This is a genomic window from Aeromonas sp. Y318-1 (assembly GCF_027706125.1).
GTDB classification, from domain to species: domain Bacteria; phylum Pseudomonadota; class Gammaproteobacteria; order Enterobacterales; family Aeromonadaceae; genus Aeromonas; species Aeromonas hydrophila.
This window is the reverse complement of sequence record NZ_JAPDCM010000001.1, coordinates 112,856-129,289: the sequence shown is the minus strand read 5'-3', so window position 1 is coordinate 129,289 and position 16,434 is coordinate 112,856. Positions and strand designations below refer to the sequence as shown.

Genomic DNA, 16,434 nt, shown 5'->3' with positions numbered 1-16,434 from the left:
CATCTCTATGCCTGGTGGGCGGGTGGCTGATGCACCACCCGTCCCCACTGGGCCTTACAGCCAGGGCGCGGCGGTCGGCCCATGGTGCAGTCCCAGCTTCCAGACCCGGCCGAAGTGCTTGTAGTGACCGGCCGCGACACCGGCCTTCTCGCCCATGCCGTGGTAGAGGTCGAGGTGGCCCTTCTTCACCGCCCCGCCCACATCCAGCGCAATCAACAGCCGCAGCTGATGCTTGCCGGTCCAGTTGCCCTCTTTGTCCAGCAGCGGCACTTCCGCCAGGATCGGCGTGCCCATCGGCAGCAGTGTCTTGTCGGCGGCCACTGCCGCCATCGGCAGCAGCGGAATGCCGGCGGCCCCGATCACGTCGTTGGTGGGGCGACGCTCGAAGAAGACATAGGAGGGGTTCTGCTCCACCAGCTCCTTGACGCTCTCCTCCGGCTGACGGTTGGCCCACTCCTTGATGGCCTTCATGGACATCTGCTCCTTGGGCACTTCGCCGCGATCGATCAGCACCCGGCCGATGCTGACGTATCCGTGACCGTTCTTGCCGCTGTAACCCAGATATTGCAGCCGATCGTCGTCACCATAGTGAACGAAACCCGAGCCCTGCACGTCCATCAGGAAGTTGTCGATGAGGGATTTGCTGTAGCCCAGCTCCAGCCCACGGTTGGCCAGGGCCCCCTGGTGGATCTGGGCCCGGCTCGGACAGCGGCCACCACATTTGGGCATGGCATAGATGGGGTATTTGTACTTGGCATCCGGGCGGTGACGCACCTCCAGCACCGGCGAGTAGTAACCGGTGAACAGCACGTTGCCCATCCGATCCGAGCCGCCCAGCTGGGCCAGGCTGATGCCGTAACGGGTGATCTGAGCGGGATCGCCGCCATTGGCCACCCAGCGGGAGAGTTGATGGTAAAGCTCGCCATAGCGGCGGGTCATCTTGCCGGAGCGCTCCAGCACCAGCCGGCTCTGGGGGCCGAACTTGCTGTAGTCGGCGCGCTGCCGGCTGTTGACCCGCTCCACTCGCACCAGATCATCAGGCAGGGGACCGTCCAGATACTGCTTGCCCAGATTTTCCGGCACCTCGCAGTTGAGAAAACATCTGGCATCGGGTTTGTTTTTGGGCACCTGGGCTTGCTCAGAATTGCCCGCACAACCGGCCAACCCCAGCACTGCGGCGGTCAGCCAGTAAGCGTGTTTATTCATATGTCCTCATATAACACCAAGGGTTATGTTCGGCGGGGAAGATGCCAAATTTGCAGGGGGAAAGCAAACGCCTTCAGGCCTGTGACGGCGGATTTCTCCAAAGGGGATCTTCTGGGTTATAACAAGGTAACAGGGTGTGAGAGGCCATGGATGGAACAGCTCGAAATCTTCCCGCTGCAGAGCCCCTGCATCGGGGTCTGCGAAGTGAACAACAAGGGCTACTGCAAGGGGTGCCTGCGCAGCCGCGAGGAGCGTTTCAACTGGCTCACCATGAGCCATGCCCAGCAGCAAGAGGTGATGCGCCTGTGCCGGGGTCGCAAGGCGCGGGTGGAAGCCGCCCGCCGCAAGGCACTGGAGGGAGCCCAACCCGAGTCGCCAGAGCAACCTGGCTGGGATTTTTAAATCCAGCCCTTCTTTTATCCCTCTTTACCCCTCCCTTTGCGCCACCCGCACCAGCTCGCTGAACGCCACGAACAGGTGATAGAAGGTGCTGGCCGGTGCATGGCAGGCCAACGGCGCCCCCGTCACATCCACCTGATCTAGCCACTGACCCGGCAGCGCCGGCATCAGGTAATAGTCAAAGATCCGCCCCACCACCTCACCAATCCGGCGGGCTGTCTCAGCCTCCCCTCGCCGCTCGTAGGCTGCCAGCAGCGCCTTGAGCTGCTCGGTCTGACACCAGAGCCGGCTGGTCGTCCGATGGGGCAGCCCGTCATCGGTGAGCTCATCCAGCACCAGCCCGGTCGGCCCGTGGCAGTGAGCGGCGGCAAAGCGGGTCAGAATCGCGATCCCCTCGCCTATCTCGCGCTCACTCGGTCCACACTCCCACCCTTGCGCCAATGTCCGATAGCGGGCCAGCAGCCAGCACCACTCGTAGTGATGACCCGGGTCGATCAGGTGCGAATCGGGATGGGTCGGGAGAAGCCGCTCATCGAAGAACTCCCGCAGCAAGGTGGGCTCCAGCAAGCGCTGGCAAAACAGCTGATAGAGCCGATGGGCACGCCCCTGCCAGCGCGGCTCATCAAAGCTCTCCGCCGCCACCAGCAGCGCTTCGAACAGATGCATATGAGGATTTTGACTGCGCAGCGCGCTTGGCGGAAAGCGGGAGTGAAACCCGCCATACACACGATCGGCAAAGAGCAGTTCGATGGCCTGATAGCGCGACTCGGCCTGCTGCCGCCAGCGCGGCTCACCGCTCAAGCGGTAGAGCCAGCACTCGGCCAGCAGGGCAAAGGCGTATTCGTAGCAACACACCGCACCGTCGGCGGGCGAGCCATCTGCATTGAGGGAAAACAGCTGGTTGCCGGCACCATCAGCAAAGTGCCTCATGCCAAACTTGGCGCAGCGCTCTGCCAGCTCACCCCCCTCATACCAGCCGAGCATGGCGGCGTGGCTGAACACATAGATCTGGCGGCTCTGCACCCGAAAACGAATGGGCTGCCAGAGCGGCGCGCCTGCGCCATCCAGCCCTTCGGCAAACAGCCCCCGCTCCCAATCAAAGCTGTTTGCCCCCCAGTGAGGTAGCGCCTCCTCCACCAGCCAGCGTCGGCAGCGCTGCGCGGCCTCTCTTATCTCATCATGCATCTCATCACCTCTCCAGCCAACCCATCATCCAGCCCATAAAAAGGGAGAGCCCTGCTCTCCCCTGTCTGTGCTCACCCTCAACCGGCCTAGAAGAGCCCGACGGCGACCCCGACAAAGGCCACGACCAGCAGCCCCAGCATGGCCTTGACCGGCGAGACGTTGCGTCTGGCCATCAGATACCAGGTGCCAAGCACCACCAGCAGCGGCATCAGTTTGGGAAAAATACCGTCCAGCATGGCCTGCAGCTGGATGTTGACCCCATCGGAGGTGACGAAATCGAGCCCGGTGGAGAGATTGACGTAACTGGCCGCCACCCCGCCCATCACGAAGACCCCGAGCAGGGAGAGCGCCTCGCGCAGCTTGACCGACTCCGAGCTCACCAGTGCCTCCACCGAGCCGGTCCCCATCCGGTAGCCCTTCATGAACAGCATGTAGGAGCCGGTGATGACGATGGCGTTGAAGCTGATGATGTAAAAGAGCGGCCCCAGCACGCTGCCGCCGGCGGCCAGCGCCATGCCGATGCTGAGCAGAATGGGCACCAGCATGCCCGGGATCATGGAGTCCCCGATCCCGGCGATGGGGCCCATCAAGCCGACTTTCAGGGTGTTGATGGTCTCGCCATCGATCCGCTCGCCGTTGGCCCGCTTCTCCTCCAGCCCCACCGCCAACCCGTTGATGATGGCGCCAAGCTGAGGCTCGGTGTTGTAGAAGGAGGCGTGACGCTTCATCGCCTCCGTCCGCTCCGCCTTGCCGGGATAGAGTTTTTTCAGCGCCGGCATCATGCCAAGGCAGAAGCCGAAGGATTCGAGCCGCTCGAAGCTCATGGAGGAGAGGTTGTACATCATCCAGGCGCGCCAGCAGGCACGCAGATCCTTGGGAGTGAGGGCCACCGGCGCCTTGTTCACCGGCTGACCCGCTTGCAGCTTTGCGTCCATCAGAATTCATCCTCATCGTCGGTTTGGGTGGCAGCGCGGGTAGCCGGTGCTGGGCGCGGCTCCGGCTTGTAGTTGTAGTGGATGAGCGCAAGCAGGGCGCCGATCATCACCAGCCCCACCATGTTGAGCTTGAGAAAGACGATGCCGACAAAGCCCACCAGGAAGTAGATCAGCATGCTGCTCTGCTTGATGATCTGCTTGAGCAGGATGGCGATGCCGACCGCCGGCAGTATGCCGCCCACCACCGTCATGGTGCGGATCACCAGCTCCGGCAGGCTGTTCATGAAGCCTTCGATGTACTGGTTGCCAAAATAGACGGCGATGAAGGTGGGCACGAAGCGCAGCACGAAGTTGCTGGCCTGCGGGAAGATGGCGCTGTTGAGGTAGACCCCCTGCTCGTCCCCCTGCTCCAGCGCCACGTCGGCCCTGTGGTTCCAGTAGGAGTTGAGCACCATCATGAAGTTGAAGAGGATGGTACCGGCGATGCCGATGGTGGCGGCAATGGCCACCGCCACCGACGGCTCCTTGCCCGACAGTATGCCCAGCGCAATGGCCGGAAAGGCGACGAAGTTGAGATCCGCCGGCATGGAACCGCCCGGCGTCACCATGGCGATATAGACCGCCTGCACCGCCACCCCGATAAGGATCCCGGTCTGGATATCACCGAGGATGGCTCCCACCAGCATGCCCGAGACCAGCGGGCGGGTGATGGTGTACCAGCCCCCGGTCAATCCCAGCAGCCAGGGGCTGCTGAGGGCACCGAGATAACAGAGTATCCCGATGAGTGTTGCTTCCAGAAACATGATGTCTGCTCCCTATTTCAGCTTTTTCTGGGCATCCGCCCAGCTGTAGTGGCTGGCGTCCGGCACCAGCCGAAAGTCAATGTCGTGGCCAAGGCCGGCCAGGTAGTCAAAGGCGGCGATCTCCTGCGCCGTGACCGACTGGTTGGGGCCTATGGTGGTGGTCTGCTCGCGGGCACTCATGGGCCCGACGTTGATCTTGCCGTTGTGGTTCTCAAGGGAGATGCCGGCGGCGCAGAGCCGCTGCAGGGTGACCGGCGACTTGCCGATCACGAAGTAGCGCTTGTCGCTGGCGATCACCTTGGGCAGCTTGGCAATGGCCGTCGCCACGTCGAACAACCATACCCGGGTGTCCGGTACGGCACCGATCATCACCTGGGAGAGCAGCGGATCGGCCGCCACCTCGTCATCGATCGCGACGATGCCGTCGCAAGGCAGCTCCCTGGCCCAGCGTGTCACCAGCTGACCGTGGATCACCCGATCGTCAATGCGTACAAATGAAATGGCCATCTCGCTCTCCTAGAAGTTGTCGTCTTGCTGGTGCGCAGCCGCCGGGGCCGCAATCACCATGGATTCCAGCGCCTGGGCCAGCAACTGGCGGGCAGCCTCGTGCACATCCACGGCATCCAGCAGATCGGCGCTCATCAGCAGCATGGGGAAGTTGACCCCGGTCACCACCGCCAGCGGCTGCGGCCATTCGGGGTCAAACGCGCAGCGGCACGCCACGTTGTAGGGGGTGCCGCACTCCATGTCGCACAGCACCAGCACCCCGTCAGCCCCCGCGCCATGGCGGCGCAGGGTCTGTTCAAACTCGGTGCGAAAGGCCTCGATTCCCCCCTCTTCGGTGAGGGAGACGGTCGCCACCGCCGGCAGTTCGCCGTAAACCATGCTGGCGCTGGCCAGCAGGGCCGGCGCCAGTGAACCATGGGTTGCGATAAGGATCCTCAGCATCTTGGTTACCCCCTCACATAGGCCTTGATGGTGGCGATGGTCGCCCCTTCACTCTCGCCACTCGGACGGATGCGATAGCGCCCCACCGAGGCCGGGACGATGAAGGTCTCGGCGTAGTGCACCACAAACGGCGCGAACGCATGGTCGGGACTCTCCACCGTCGCCTCCCTCCCCTCGATCAGATTGAGTACCTGCACGGTGCCGCCGGTGTCGTGCTCCACCGGCACGCTGAACCAGTGGCGACGGGTCTCGATGAATTCCCGCTCGTGCAGCCCGGTGCGCTCCTCGCGCCAGCCCGGCCCCTCGGCAATGAGCTCGATGCGATTGACCAGGTGCTCGCGGGTCCAGTCGGTGTCGCGCTCCCACTGGATCACCTTGCTGCCATGCGCCAGATGGATGGGGCGCGGGATGCCGTCGAGCCCGACCCGGCCCCAGTCCCACAGCTTGAAGGTGAAGATGTAGGGGGTGGCGCTGATCTCGAGCACCATGGCCCCCTCTCCCGAGCAGTGGACGGTCCCGGCCGGGATCAGAAAGTGATCGTGTTTACGGGCCGGGAAGCGGTTGATGAAGCGCTCGTCATCGAAGGGCTTCTCACCGCGCTGGGCGGCGGCCAGCTCCGCCAGCATCGCCTGCGGGTCGATGCCGGTGCGGGTGCCGAGGTAGACGCAAGAGTCCGGCTTGGTATCGAGCAGGTAGTAGCTCTCGTCCTGGGTGTAGTGCATGCCGAACTCCTGCTGGATGTATTCGGTCAGCGGATGCACCTGCAGGCTGAGCGGCTGCCCCCCCACCGTGTCGAGAAAATCGAACCGGATCGGGAACTCGGCGCCAAAGCGGGCATGTACCCGCTCCCCGAGCAGGGCGCTGGGCTGGCACAGCACCAGGTTTTGCGACGGGATCTCCACCCGCACTTCGCCAATGCGCAGGTAGAGACTGTTCTCTTCCGGTACGCAATCAAAGCACCAGGCATAGTTGGGTTGGGCCGGGTCCAGATCGCACACCTGCTTCATCCACTGCCCGCCCCAGACCCCGGGGTCGAAGAAGGGTACCACCCGAAACGGCTGGCGCGCTGCCTGATGCAACCCCGCCAGCAGCGCCTGCCCCGTCACCAGGGTCGGCTTGCCTCGGGTGTTGGTGTCGAGCAGGAAATCGATGGTGGGCAGCTGGGCCAGTTTATGGCGGTCAAACACCCGCCACTCGATGAAGAAGGCACGCTTGTAGCGGCGCAGTATGTCCTCCTCCTCGTTGCCGGCCCCCCAGTTGCCCAGCTCCTTGCGCCGCAGTCGCTGCTGGATCTCCCAGCGGGCGAGATCGGCATAGACCCGCACATCCCCCCTCGCCACCAGCGAAGCGCCACTGCCCATCACCACCACCAGGCCACCGGTTATCTCTGCGACCTGCCGCTGCAGGCGCACCAGCGCGGCCGGGTCAAAAAACTCCACCATCTTGTGGGGGGCCAGCACGCCAAACACCCGGTCCTCGGTGATGAAGCGCTCCAGCATCGCCAGCACTTTTGATTCGGGCAGGCGGGCCTGCTCCACCTCGATGAGCGTGTGGGGCCCAAGCCTCGCCAGCAGCTGGCTACGCAGCTCGTCCTGATCCACGCCGTGATAGCAGTCGATCACCAGCACCACCTTTGCCCCACCTTGCCCGTCTGCCGCGGCCTGCAGTCGCCGGGCTATCTCGTGCCAGCCGGCGCAGGCGGCGCCCTCATGGCCGGCGACCACCACTTCCGGGAATTTGTCGTAGTTGGAGACGTAACTCGAATGAATCATTGGCTTGCTCTCTCGTTGACACCTACGAAAGAGATAAATCGATTAACCTGTTAACCACAACCTGATAAACAAGATTAACCTCATAAAATGGTGTATTTGATCGCCAAGATGGGCGAAATATGTGATCATGACGGCAATTTCATCATGGCAAGTGAACAAGAAAAGGTTAATCGATATACCTTTGAGGCCTACTCCCTGACAGGATCCATCCCATGAGCAATGTGACCGTTGCCGACATCGCCCGCCATCTGGGGGTGTCGACTGCCACCGTCTCCATGACCCTGCGCAACAAGGGGCGCATCTCCGAGCACACCCGCCAGCGGGTACTCAGGGCCATCGACGAGCTCGGCTATGTCTACAACCAGACCGCCGCCAACCTGCGCAACAAGAGCAGCAACCAGGTCGGTCTGTTGCTGCACGACATCACCAACCCCTTCTATGCGGAGATGACGGCGGGCCTCAGCCGGGAGATGGAGCATCACGATCTGATGCTGTTTCTGGCCAACAGCGAGGAGTCGGCCACTCGGCAGCAGCAGTTCACCGACTCGCTGCAGCGCAACAACGCCGCCGGTATGGTGATCTGCGCCACCCAGACCACTCCCCGCAGCTTCTTCGAGAGCCTGCAGCGCCGCCGCATGCCCACCATTCTGATCGTGCGACCGGTGCCGGACGTGGCGATCGACTTCGTCGGCACCGACAACTTCCTGGGCTGCCAGCTGGCGACCGAACACCTGCTGAAGCTGGGTCACCGCCACATCGCCTTTGTCGGGGGTAATCCTGCCTCTATCAGTCGCTCCCAGCGCCTCGGCGGCTACATGAGCAAGTTGCTCGAACACGGCATCTCCCCAAGGCCGGAGTGGATCATCGGCTGCGGCGCCAGCCGGGTGGAAGGCACCCGTGCCATCACGGCGCTGCTGGAACAGCATCCCGAGGTGACGGCGGCGGTCTGCTATCAGGACGTGGTGGCGCTCGGCGCCATTCTGGCGCTGCGCAAGCTGGGGCGGGTCATCGGTCAGGACTTTGCACTGGTAGGCTTTGACGATCTGCCGGAAACCGCGCTGGTGGACCCTCCCCTCACCACCGTCTCGGTGGCGTCGCGGGAGATCGGCCGAAAAGCCGGCGAGCTGCTGCTCGAGCGGATGGCCGGCAACGACGAACCGGCCAAGAGCATCATACTGCCCCCCACCCTGGTGGTGCGCCAATCCTGCGGCAGCCCCTAGCGGGCCGCCGCACGCGCTGTTTCAAGTGGCTTGCCCGGCAGAAGTGACAATTCGGGGCGTGCCATCCTCCCCGGCCAGCACCCGCAGGCCGAAGCCACGCGCTCCCAGCGCACCGTAATCGTGACCTGCAACGGCGGGCCAGACCGCCAGCGCCGAGAGCTGCGTCTCGCCGGTGTTGATGAGTCGATGGGCCACATGGCCTGGGATATGGTGAACGCTGCCGGCGAAGACCTGCTCCAGCCGGCAGACACCGGCCATATCCTGCAGCAGCAACAACCCCTGCCCGCACAACCCGAAGTAGTATTCCGCCTGCTCGACGCGCGCATGGAGATGACCGCGGGTCATGAAGAACTCCTGGCCGACCCGGCCCGCCTCCAGATAGGTGACCCCCATGTTGAGATCCCCCTCGCCACCATGGCCGGGCAGCATGGCGACCCGATAGAGCCGTGTCTCGGACGGCAGCGCCGCAGCGGCGTGCGGATCGGCAAACAGGCCCTGCAGGTCGGCCAGGGGGGTGCTCTTTTCCACCAGCTCGGCGCCAGCGAGTCTACCGGTCGCAAAGTCAAGAATGGGGGGGATCATGGGGATCATCATCTGCTCCTGGGGATCGGGTTATCAACAGGCGCGTCGGCGCCCTTCGGGGTCCCACGCTAGAGGGTTAATCCATTAACCACAAGCCAGGTTGCACCATCCTCGTCACTTTTTTGGACAATAAATTTGGGCAATAAAAAAGCGGCCCAAAGGCCGCTCTCTTGTATGGCGTATCGCTGGCTGGCGGCTTATGCCGTGGCCAGTTTGGCCTGCTCTTCACCGCGCTTGAGCATGGCGTAGGAGACACCGGTCAACAGCGAGCCTGCCGCAATCGCCACGATATACATCATGACGTTGCTGATGGCGTGCGGGATGAACAGCACGAACAGACCGCCGTGGGGCGCCATCAGCTCGCAACCGAACAGCATGGAGAGCGCACCGGTCAGGGCGCCACCCACCATGCAGGCCGGGATGACCCGCATCGGATCCTTGGCTGCAAACGGGATGGCCCCCTCGGAGATGAAGCACAGACCCAGCACGAAGGAGGCCTTGCCTGCTTCCTGCTCCGCCTTGATGAACTTGGTGCGGGCCAGGAAGGTGGCGATCCCCATCCCCAGCGCCGGCACCATGCCGGCGGCCATCACGGCAGCCATGGGGGCGTAGGTTTTGGAGGCCAGCAGACCGACCCCGAAGGCGTAGGCCGCCTTGTTGACCGGGCCGCCCATGTCGAAGCACATCATGGCACCGATGATGACACCCAGCAGCACGGCGTTGGCGGAGCCCATGTTGTTGAGGAAGGTGGTCATGGCATTCATGATGCCGGCCACCGGGCCACCCACCACGTAGATCATCACCAGGCCGGTAAACAGGCTGGCAAACAGCGGAATGATCAGGATCGGCTTGAGCGCTTCCAGGGTCACCGGCAGGCGCACCTTGTCGCTCAGGTACTTGGCGCTGTAACCGGCCAGGAAACCGGCCACGATGCCGCCAAGGAAACCGGCGCCCAGCGAGCTTGCCAGCATGCCGCCGATCATGCCGGGGGCGAGGCCCGGACGGTCAGCGATCGAGTAGGCAATGTAGCCGGCCAGCACCGGGATCATCAGGGCGAAGGCGGAGCCGCCACCGATCTTCATCAGGGCCGCGGCCAGGGTGCCTTCCACCTTGAACGCCTCGATACCGAACACGAACGAGAGCGCGATGATGAGGCCGCCCGCCACCACCATGGGCAGCATGAAGGAGACCCCGGTCAGCAGGTGCTTGTAGGGGCCAGCCTTCTCTTCTTTCTTGGGTTGGCTGGCGCCGCTGTGGCGATAGGTTTTCGCCTCGGTCCAGGCCTTGTCGAGCTCGGCACGGGTTTTCTTCAGCGCCGCGCCCGTGCTGGTGCGATAGACCGGCTTGCCGTCGAAACGGGCCATGTCCACCTCGATGTCGGTGGCGAGGAACACCAGATCGGCGGATGCAATCTCCTCGGCAGTCAGGGCGTTCTGGGCACCGACCGAGCCTTGGGTCTCGACACGGATCTGATAACCCAGCTGTTTGGCCATGGTCTCCAGCGCTTCTGCCGACATAAAGGTGTGGGCCACCCCGGTCGGGCAGGCGGTCACCGCCACGATGCGCTTGCTAGCGGCGGCCGGTTTGGCGGCAGCATTGGCAACGGCGGAGGCGGCTTGATGACGATAAACACTGGCGCCGCTGGCGGCTGCTTCCAGCAAGGCGGCCGGATCTTGCAGAGCGAGATCCATGCTGCCCTGATAGACCCGCTTGCCATCATAAGCGGCGAGATCCACCGGAGCGCTGGCGACAACCAGCACCAGGTCGGCCGCGGCAATCTGCGCCTTGTCCGGTACCTGGCGGGGCTGTACGCTGGAGCCGACGTCGAGGGTGAGCTCCCAGCCAGCCAGTTTGGCCTGCTGTTCTATCCGTTTTGCAGCGAGAAAGCTGGTAGCAATGCCCGCCGGGCAAGCCGTAACCAAGATTGCTTTCATTGGGCATCTCCTGAGTTTTCCATTGAGGGGGTATGGCATTGAACCGGTGCCAGGGCATCCAGACACTGTACGCGCACCTGTTCAAGCAAGGGGTTGAGCACACTGATATTGCTAAAGCCGACCGCCACCTGGCTAACCGCCAGCGCGGAGACGGCAGTGGCCAGCCGCAGGGTCTGCTCCGGCGTCCAGCCAAAGCTGAGACCATGGGCAAGACCTGCCACCAGGGAATCGCCGGCACCGACCGTGCTGACCACCTGCATGCGCGGCGGAATCGCCTGCCAGACGGCATCCGGGGCAAACCAGATGAGGCCATCGGCTCCGTTGGAGATCACCACGTTGGGGATCCCGCTGGCCTGCAGTGCGCGGGCACACTCGGCCTGCTCGCTCAGGGTCTTGATGGGGCGGCCCGCCCACTGGCTCAGCTCTTCCAGATTGGGTTTGACCAGGGTCGGCGCCGCCTTGATCCCTTCGCTTAAGGCCACGCCGCTGCAATCGAAGATCACCTGCTTGCCTTTGGCCTTGAGCAGGCGGATCAGATGGGCGCAGTAATCGGGGGCCACCCCTTTGGGCAGGCTGCCCGCCAGCACGAACCAGTCGGCATGCGCTGCCAGTTCGTCGATGGCCTGCTCCAGGGCGCTCACTTCCCCTTGGTGGATGGTGAGCCCCGGCAGATTGAGATCGGTGACCCGACCGGATTGCTCGGAAATCTTGACGTTGATGCGGGTGCTGCCCGCCACGCGCACGAAGTGATCGGCCAGGGCACGCTCCGTAAACAGGGAGTCAAAGCTCTGCTGGTTATCGGCGCCAAGCCAGCCGGTGACGCCCACCTCGCGGCCCAAGTCCTTGAGCACCATGGCGACGTTGATCCCCTTGCCCGCCGCACGCAGGTTGGCCTCGCTCACCAGGTTCACCTCGCCCAGGCTCATCGCCTCGAGACGGGTGGTGAGATCGAGCGCAGGGTTGAGGGTGATGGTCACTAGGTCCATCAGTGCACCCCCTCGCCCAGCCCGGCCGCAATGGCGGCGCCTATGCCCTTTAGCGCGGCTTCTGCATCCGGGCCTTCGACGCGAAACGCCAGACGGTGCCCGCACTTGACGCCCAGACCGATGACCTTCATCAGGCTCTTGGCGGAGACCGCCTCGCCGCTGCCATCCAGATTCGCTACCCGGATGTCGGATTCATACTCTTTGGCCACCTTGACCAGCATGGCACCGGGACGGGCGTGCAACCCATGGGGGTTGATGATGGTGAAGGTTTCACTAAGACCGCTGGCCGGCCCCGCTTGCAGCATGGCCAGCCCCTCGCCCCCTGCCAGCGTGGCCAGCTGACCGGCAGCGGCCAGTTTGGCCAGGTTGTCGAGCTGCGCCAGATGGCCGCTATCTGCGGCGCACAGCAGCAGCAGGGCGCTGACCGGTTGCTCCCCTGCGTTCAGTGCAGTGCTAGGCGTTGCCAGCACCCAGCCGGTCTGGGCTGCTTGTGCCCGCGCCAGCCAGATGCCTTCGCCCAGGTAGGCAGGTTCACTTGCCAGCAGGGCACTCACCATGGCGGCATCCCCCCAGTCGGCGGATTTGGCGCGGGCGGCTGCGCCCAGCAGCAGCTGGTCGCGATCGTCCGCCGGGAAGTCGGCCAGGGTCAGGAACTGCACCTCTTTGGCCGCCGTCGCACCGGTCAGGATATTGATGATGGTGTCGGCATCGGTAGCCTCTTTCAATTGTGCCGCCGCCTGCTCGTCCCCCAGCACGTGGGTGAGCTGGCGCAAAATACCCAGATGCTCGTCGGACTTGGCGGCGATGCCGATGGCGACGTAGGCGATCTGCCCCTCGTCCCACTCGATGCCCTGCGGGAACTGGGCCACCATGACGCCGGTGTTCTTCACCAGATGCCGGGTGTCGGTGGTGCCGTGGGGAATGGCGATGCCGCTGCCAAGATAGGTGGCGTGCTGCGCTTCACGTGCCAGCATGCCATCTACATATCCCGCTTCCACCAGACCGGCTTCGGTCAGTTTGCCTGCCAACAGGGCAATGGCTTCGGCCTTGGTCGCCACCGACTGCCCCAGCAGGATCTGCTGTCGCGCCAACTTCAACATAGAGATTCTCCATCAGGTGCCGGGCGGCCTGACCGTACCGGCTCATCAAACATAACCATTCGTACCACTCGCCTGCTGACAATAGACCGGATTGCATCCCTTCGCGGGTCATACCCGGTTTTTATGCCCGGCCATCGATTGTCTGCTGACAAGCTGAATCGTTTCACTTACACTCAGACTGAATCGTTTCAGCGAATTGATCAAGTACCCACAAAGAGTGCTTTTCAATGATATGATCCCGCGCACACTTTTCGGTGCCCTCACCAGGCAGTGCCCGTGGGCCTTGCAACTCAAACAGAGCCAACATGATGAAACTGGATGAAATCGCCGCCCTCGCCGGTGTCTCGCGCACCACGGCCAGCTATGTGATCAATGGCAAGGCCGACCAATACCGCATCAGCCAGGCCACCCGCGACAAGGTGATGGCGGTGGTCACCGCCCACAACTACCAGCCGGACAGCCGCGCCGCCTCCCTGCGTGGTGGCCAGACCAAGACCCTGGGCTTCATCCTGCCCGACCTGGAGAACGCCAGTTACGCCAAGCTCGCCAAACGGCTGGAGCAAGGGGCGCGGGTACAGGGTTATCAGCTGCTGATCGTCTGCTCGGAAGATGACCCCGCCACCGAAAAAGAACTGGCCGAGATGCTGGCCAGCCGCCACGTGGATGCATTGCTGGTGGCCAGTTGCCTGCCACCCGAAGATCCCTTCTACCTCGGCCTGCAGACGCGCGGCATCCAGGTACTCGCCATCGACCGGGCCATGGCGGCCGACAAGTTCGTCACCGTGGCCAGCGAAAACCAGAAGGCGAGCTGCGATCTCACCGCCTCCCTGCTCTCGCCGGCAATCAAGCACATCGCCCTGATCACCGCGCTGCCGGCGCTCACGATCAGTCGGGAACGCAAGGCAGGCTTCGAGCAGGCCGTCGCCAGCCACAGCACGGCTTGCCATCTGTGTGAAGGGGCCCACTTCTCCCGCGCCGAGGGCTACCGCCTGATCAAGACGCTGCATCAACAGCTCGGCCAGCTGCCCCAGGCACTGGTAGCCACCTCCTACATCCTGATGGAGGGGGTGCTCGACTATCTGCTGGAACAGGAGACCGACATGAGCCGGCTGGCCATGGCCACCTTCGGCGACGATCGCCTGCTCGATTTTCTCCCCTTCGGCATCAACTCCCTGCCCCAGCAGCACGATGCCCTCGCCAGCCAGGCGCTCGAGCTGGCCCTCAAGGCGATTGGCGGTGAATATCAGTGCGGGCTGCACTATGTGAGCCGTACCCTCAAGCGCCGCCGTTAATCCTCTCTGCATCACGCGCCGCTGCGACCTGGTTCGCAGCGGCGCGTTTTTTCACCAGTCAAAGCACACTCCTGTCATTTTTTATTTCCACTTATTCTGCCCACTCAGTACAAAATCCGCCTTTACACGCTTGTATCCAACATTTTAATTCGCTAAGTTGGCAACCATCTTTTACAACCAGCGGGTTTTTCGTAACGATGGGTTCACTCCGATATTGCTAGCCTCCGGTCTCGACCCCGGAGGCGCCTTGCCAACACCTCATATGCCTGCTGCGCACGGCGCAGTTTCTCGATTCGGATGGACACCATGAATACCAAAACCCTGGGATGTACCCTGTTGATTGCCGGCACCACCATAGGCGCCGGCATGCTGGCCCTGCCGCTGGCCTCCTCCTCCCTTGGCGGGCCCGCCACCCTGCTGCTGATGATCGGCCTGTGGGGCCTGATGGCCTTTACCGCCATGCTGCAGGTGGAAGCCAGCCTCAACACTGGCAAGTGGTACCTGCACCAGCTGGCGGATCACCTGCTCGGCCCCTGGGGCAAGCGCATTGCCTCCTTCTGCATCCTGATGCTGTTCTACTCGCTGGCCTCCGCCTACATCAGCGGCGGCAGCAGCCTGCTGGCCCAGGCACTGGCCGATGCCGGCCTGCCCCTCAGCCAGGAGCAGGCGGCCTGGGCCTTTACCCTGCTGTTTGGTGGCATGGTCTGCGTCGGCACCAAACAGGTGGATTACCTCAACCGACTGATGTTCACCGTCAAGCTGGTGATCATGGTGGCCGTCCTCGGGCTGCTGCTGCCGCGCGCAGAGGGGCAGCACCTGCTCTCCATGCCGCTCGGTCAGGGCTTGTTGCTGGCGGGCCTGCCGGTCATCTTCACCTCGTTCGGCTTTCACGGCTCCATCCCGAGCGTGATGCTCTACCTGGGGGACTGCCCCAAGCAGCTGCGCCGGGTCTTCGTGTGGGGCTCCGCCCTGCCGCTCATCCTCTACGTGCTGTGGCAAATCGCCATCCTGGGGCTGCTCGGTCAGCAATCCCTGATCCAGACCGGCGGAGCGCTGGACAGCCTGCTGGCCAACGTCGGCAATCTGGTGAGCTGGCCCGCCTTCAACCAGGCGATGCATCTGTTCGCCGATCTGGCGCTGGCCACCTCCTTCCTCGGAGTGACGCTGGGGCTGTTCGACTTCATGGCCAAGGTGACCCGCCGCAAGGACAACTGGCAGGGTCGCACCCAGACCGGCATGATCACCTTCGTGCCGCCCCTGCTGTTTGCCCTCTACTTCCCGCAAGGCTTCATCATGGCGCTCGGCTACGCCGCCATCGCGCTGGCTGTGCTGGCGGTGCTGCTGCCGGTGGCCCTGGTGTGGCAGAGCCGCAAGCGGGCCGAGGCGCACCACTACCGCGCCCCGGGCGGCGTGCTGGCCCTGGGCCTTGCCGGCGCCATGGGGGTGCTGATCGTCGGGGTGCAGATAAGCGTCAGCATGGGATTGCTGCCCGCGCTCTAAGCCAGCGCCGGTATTGCATGCCCCGATAGCAAAAAAGCCAAAGCCCCGCCAACCCAGTTGGCGGGGCTTTTACTAGGCTATGTCCCAGTTATGTGTTGAAAGGCTAACCTTGAAGTAGGTCATCACCTTGAGGGCCACCATCATGGATACCCAAGCCTTTCAACAGCTACTGTCCCTCTTCCCATTGCTCACTTCGCGTCAGCGTCGTCTCGCGCAACAGGAACTCACCACCCCTCATCCCATCACCTCGTTGGCCACTCAACTCCCCGTATGCCAATGTTGCCCTCACTGCCAGGCCGAGACCACACAGCTGGCTCCCTGGGGCTGGTCTCGAGGGCTGCGTCGTTATCGCTGCAAGCAGTGTCTGCGCACCAGTTCCGTGCTCACCAACACGCCTCTCGCTCGACTTCGCAAGCCACAATGCTGGGAAGACTATGCACAGGCCCTCATCGACGGTCTGACTGTCCGGCAGGCGGCGCTCCGCTGTGGGGTCGGTAAAAACACCGCCTTTTTGTGGCGTCACCGCTTTCTGAAGGCCATGGCTAGCTGTGATCTCTCTGTAGGTTGTTCAC

At 63.4% G+C, this 16,434-nt stretch carries 15 protein-coding genes and 1 pseudogene; 5 read left to right on the top strand and 11 right to left on the bottom strand.

All coding sequences use genetic code 11. The features are described from left to right. Positions 1 to 54: 54 nt before the first annotated feature. Complete coding sequence (gene mltA / locus OKB87_RS00575; protein WP_011706178.1) at positions 55 to 1,206, bottom strand: murein transglycosylase A; 1,152 nt, start codon at positions 1,204 to 1,206, stop codon at positions 55 to 57. A gap of 150 nt (positions 1,207 to 1,356) precedes the next feature. Between mltA and OKB87_RS00570 the strand changes: the two genes are divergently transcribed. Then, the gene (locus OKB87_RS00570) at positions 1,357 to 1,608 is read left to right on the top strand and encodes a DUF1289 domain-containing protein (protein WP_029300962.1); all 252 of its coding nucleotides are present in this window, start codon (positions 1,357 to 1,359) and stop codon (positions 1,606 to 1,608) included. A gap of 24 nt (positions 1,609 to 1,632) precedes the next feature. On the opposite strand, the gene OKB87_RS00565 is transcribed toward OKB87_RS00570, so the two are convergent. The 6 genes from OKB87_RS00565 to OKB87_RS00540 form a co-directional block, all read right to left on the bottom strand. Further along, positions 1,633 to 2,790 (bottom strand): AGE family epimerase/isomerase, encoded by a 1,158-nt coding sequence (locus OKB87_RS00565; protein ID WP_270826126.1) that lies wholly within the window; start codon positions 2,788 to 2,790, stop codon positions 1,633 to 1,635. A gap of 86 nt (positions 2,791 to 2,876) precedes the next feature. Further along, complete coding sequence (locus OKB87_RS00560; RefSeq protein ID WP_045525257.1) at positions 2,877 to 3,725, bottom strand: PTS system mannose/fructose/sorbose family transporter subunit IID; 849 nt, start codon at positions 3,723 to 3,725, stop codon at positions 2,877 to 2,879. Further along, positions 3,725 to 4,528 (bottom strand): PTS mannose/fructose/sorbose/N-acetylgalactosamine transporter subunit IIC, encoded by an 804-nt coding sequence (locus OKB87_RS00555; protein WP_139387907.1) that lies wholly within the window; start codon positions 4,526 to 4,528, stop codon positions 3,725 to 3,727. Before OKB87_RS00555 ends, OKB87_RS00560 begins: the two co-directional genes overlap by 1 nt. A 12-nt stretch (positions 4,529 to 4,540) precedes the next feature. After that, positions 4,541 to 5,035: a PTS system mannose/fructose/N-acetylgalactosamine-transporter subunit IIB gene (locus OKB87_RS00550; protein ID WP_016350649.1), complete on the bottom strand. Its 495-nt coding sequence runs from the start codon at positions 5,033 to 5,035 to the stop codon at positions 4,541 to 4,543. Positions 5,036 to 5,044: 9 nt separating this feature from the next. Then, positions 5,045 to 5,476 carry a PTS sugar transporter subunit IIA gene (locus tag OKB87_RS00545; protein ID WP_242794988.1) on the bottom strand — a complete coding sequence of 144 codons (432 nt, stop codon included), beginning with the start codon at positions 5,474 to 5,476 and terminating at the stop codon, positions 5,045 to 5,047. A 5-nt stretch (positions 5,477 to 5,481) separates the two neighbouring features. Beyond that, positions 5,482 to 7,248: a class I mannose-6-phosphate isomerase gene (locus tag OKB87_RS00540; RefSeq protein WP_270826125.1), complete on the bottom strand. Its 1,767-nt coding sequence runs from the start codon at positions 7,246 to 7,248 to the stop codon at positions 5,482 to 5,484. 212 nt (positions 7,249 to 7,460) lie between these two features. Here OKB87_RS00540 and OKB87_RS00535 point away from each other — a divergent pair, with 212 nt between their 5' ends. Next, complete coding sequence (locus tag OKB87_RS00535) at positions 7,461 to 8,468, top strand: LacI family DNA-binding transcriptional regulator (protein WP_016350646.1); 1,008 nt, start codon at positions 7,461 to 7,463, stop codon at positions 8,466 to 8,468. Between the two features lie 21 nt (positions 8,469 to 8,489). Here the strand turns inward: OKB87_RS00535 and OKB87_RS00530 are convergent, their stop codons facing one another. The 4 genes from OKB87_RS00530 to fruB all read right to left on the bottom strand — a co-directional run bounded on the left by OKB87_RS00530 (position 8,490) and on the right by fruB (position 13,070). After that, complete coding sequence (locus OKB87_RS00530) at positions 8,490 to 9,062, bottom strand: glucose-6-phosphate isomerase family protein (RefSeq protein WP_270826124.1); 573 nt, start codon at positions 9,060 to 9,062, stop codon at positions 8,490 to 8,492. 185 nt (positions 9,063 to 9,247) lie between these two features. Continuing rightward, complete coding sequence (gene fruA, locus OKB87_RS00525) at positions 9,248 to 10,984, bottom strand: PTS fructose transporter subunit IIBC (protein WP_270826123.1); 1,737 nt, start codon at positions 10,982 to 10,984, stop codon at positions 9,248 to 9,250. Next, on the bottom strand, positions 10,981 to 11,970 hold the full coding sequence (gene pfkB / locus OKB87_RS00520; protein ID WP_270826122.1) for a 1-phosphofructokinase: 990 nt from the start codon (positions 11,968 to 11,970) through the stop codon (positions 10,981 to 10,983). Before pfkB ends, fruA begins: the two co-directional genes overlap by 4 nt. Continuing rightward, on the bottom strand, positions 11,970 to 13,070 hold the full coding sequence (fruB, locus tag OKB87_RS00515; protein ID WP_270826121.1) for a fused PTS fructose transporter subunit IIA/HPr protein: 1,101 nt from the start codon (positions 13,068 to 13,070) through the stop codon (positions 11,970 to 11,972). Before fruB ends, pfkB begins: the two co-directional genes overlap by 1 nt. 305 nt (positions 13,071 to 13,375) lie before the next feature. Here fruB and cra point away from each other — a divergent pair, with 305 nt between their 5' ends. The 3 genes and pseudogenes from cra to OKB87_RS00500 form a co-directional block, all read left to right on the top strand. After that, positions 13,376 to 14,362 carry a catabolite repressor/activator gene (gene cra / locus OKB87_RS00510; RefSeq protein WP_017410145.1) on the top strand — a complete coding sequence of 329 codons (987 nt, stop codon included), beginning with the start codon at positions 13,376 to 13,378 and terminating at the stop codon, positions 14,360 to 14,362. 306 nt (positions 14,363 to 14,668) lie between these two features. After that, on the top strand, positions 14,669 to 15,862 hold the full coding sequence (locus OKB87_RS00505; protein WP_270826120.1) for an aromatic amino acid transport family protein: 1,194 nt from the start codon (positions 14,669 to 14,671) through the stop codon (positions 15,860 to 15,862). A 142-nt stretch (positions 15,863 to 16,004) separates the two neighbouring features. Continuing rightward, positions 16,005 to 16,409: pseudogene (locus tag OKB87_RS00500) on the top strand (transposase); the annotation flags it as partial. Between the last annotated feature and the right edge of the window lie 25 nt (positions 16,410 to 16,434).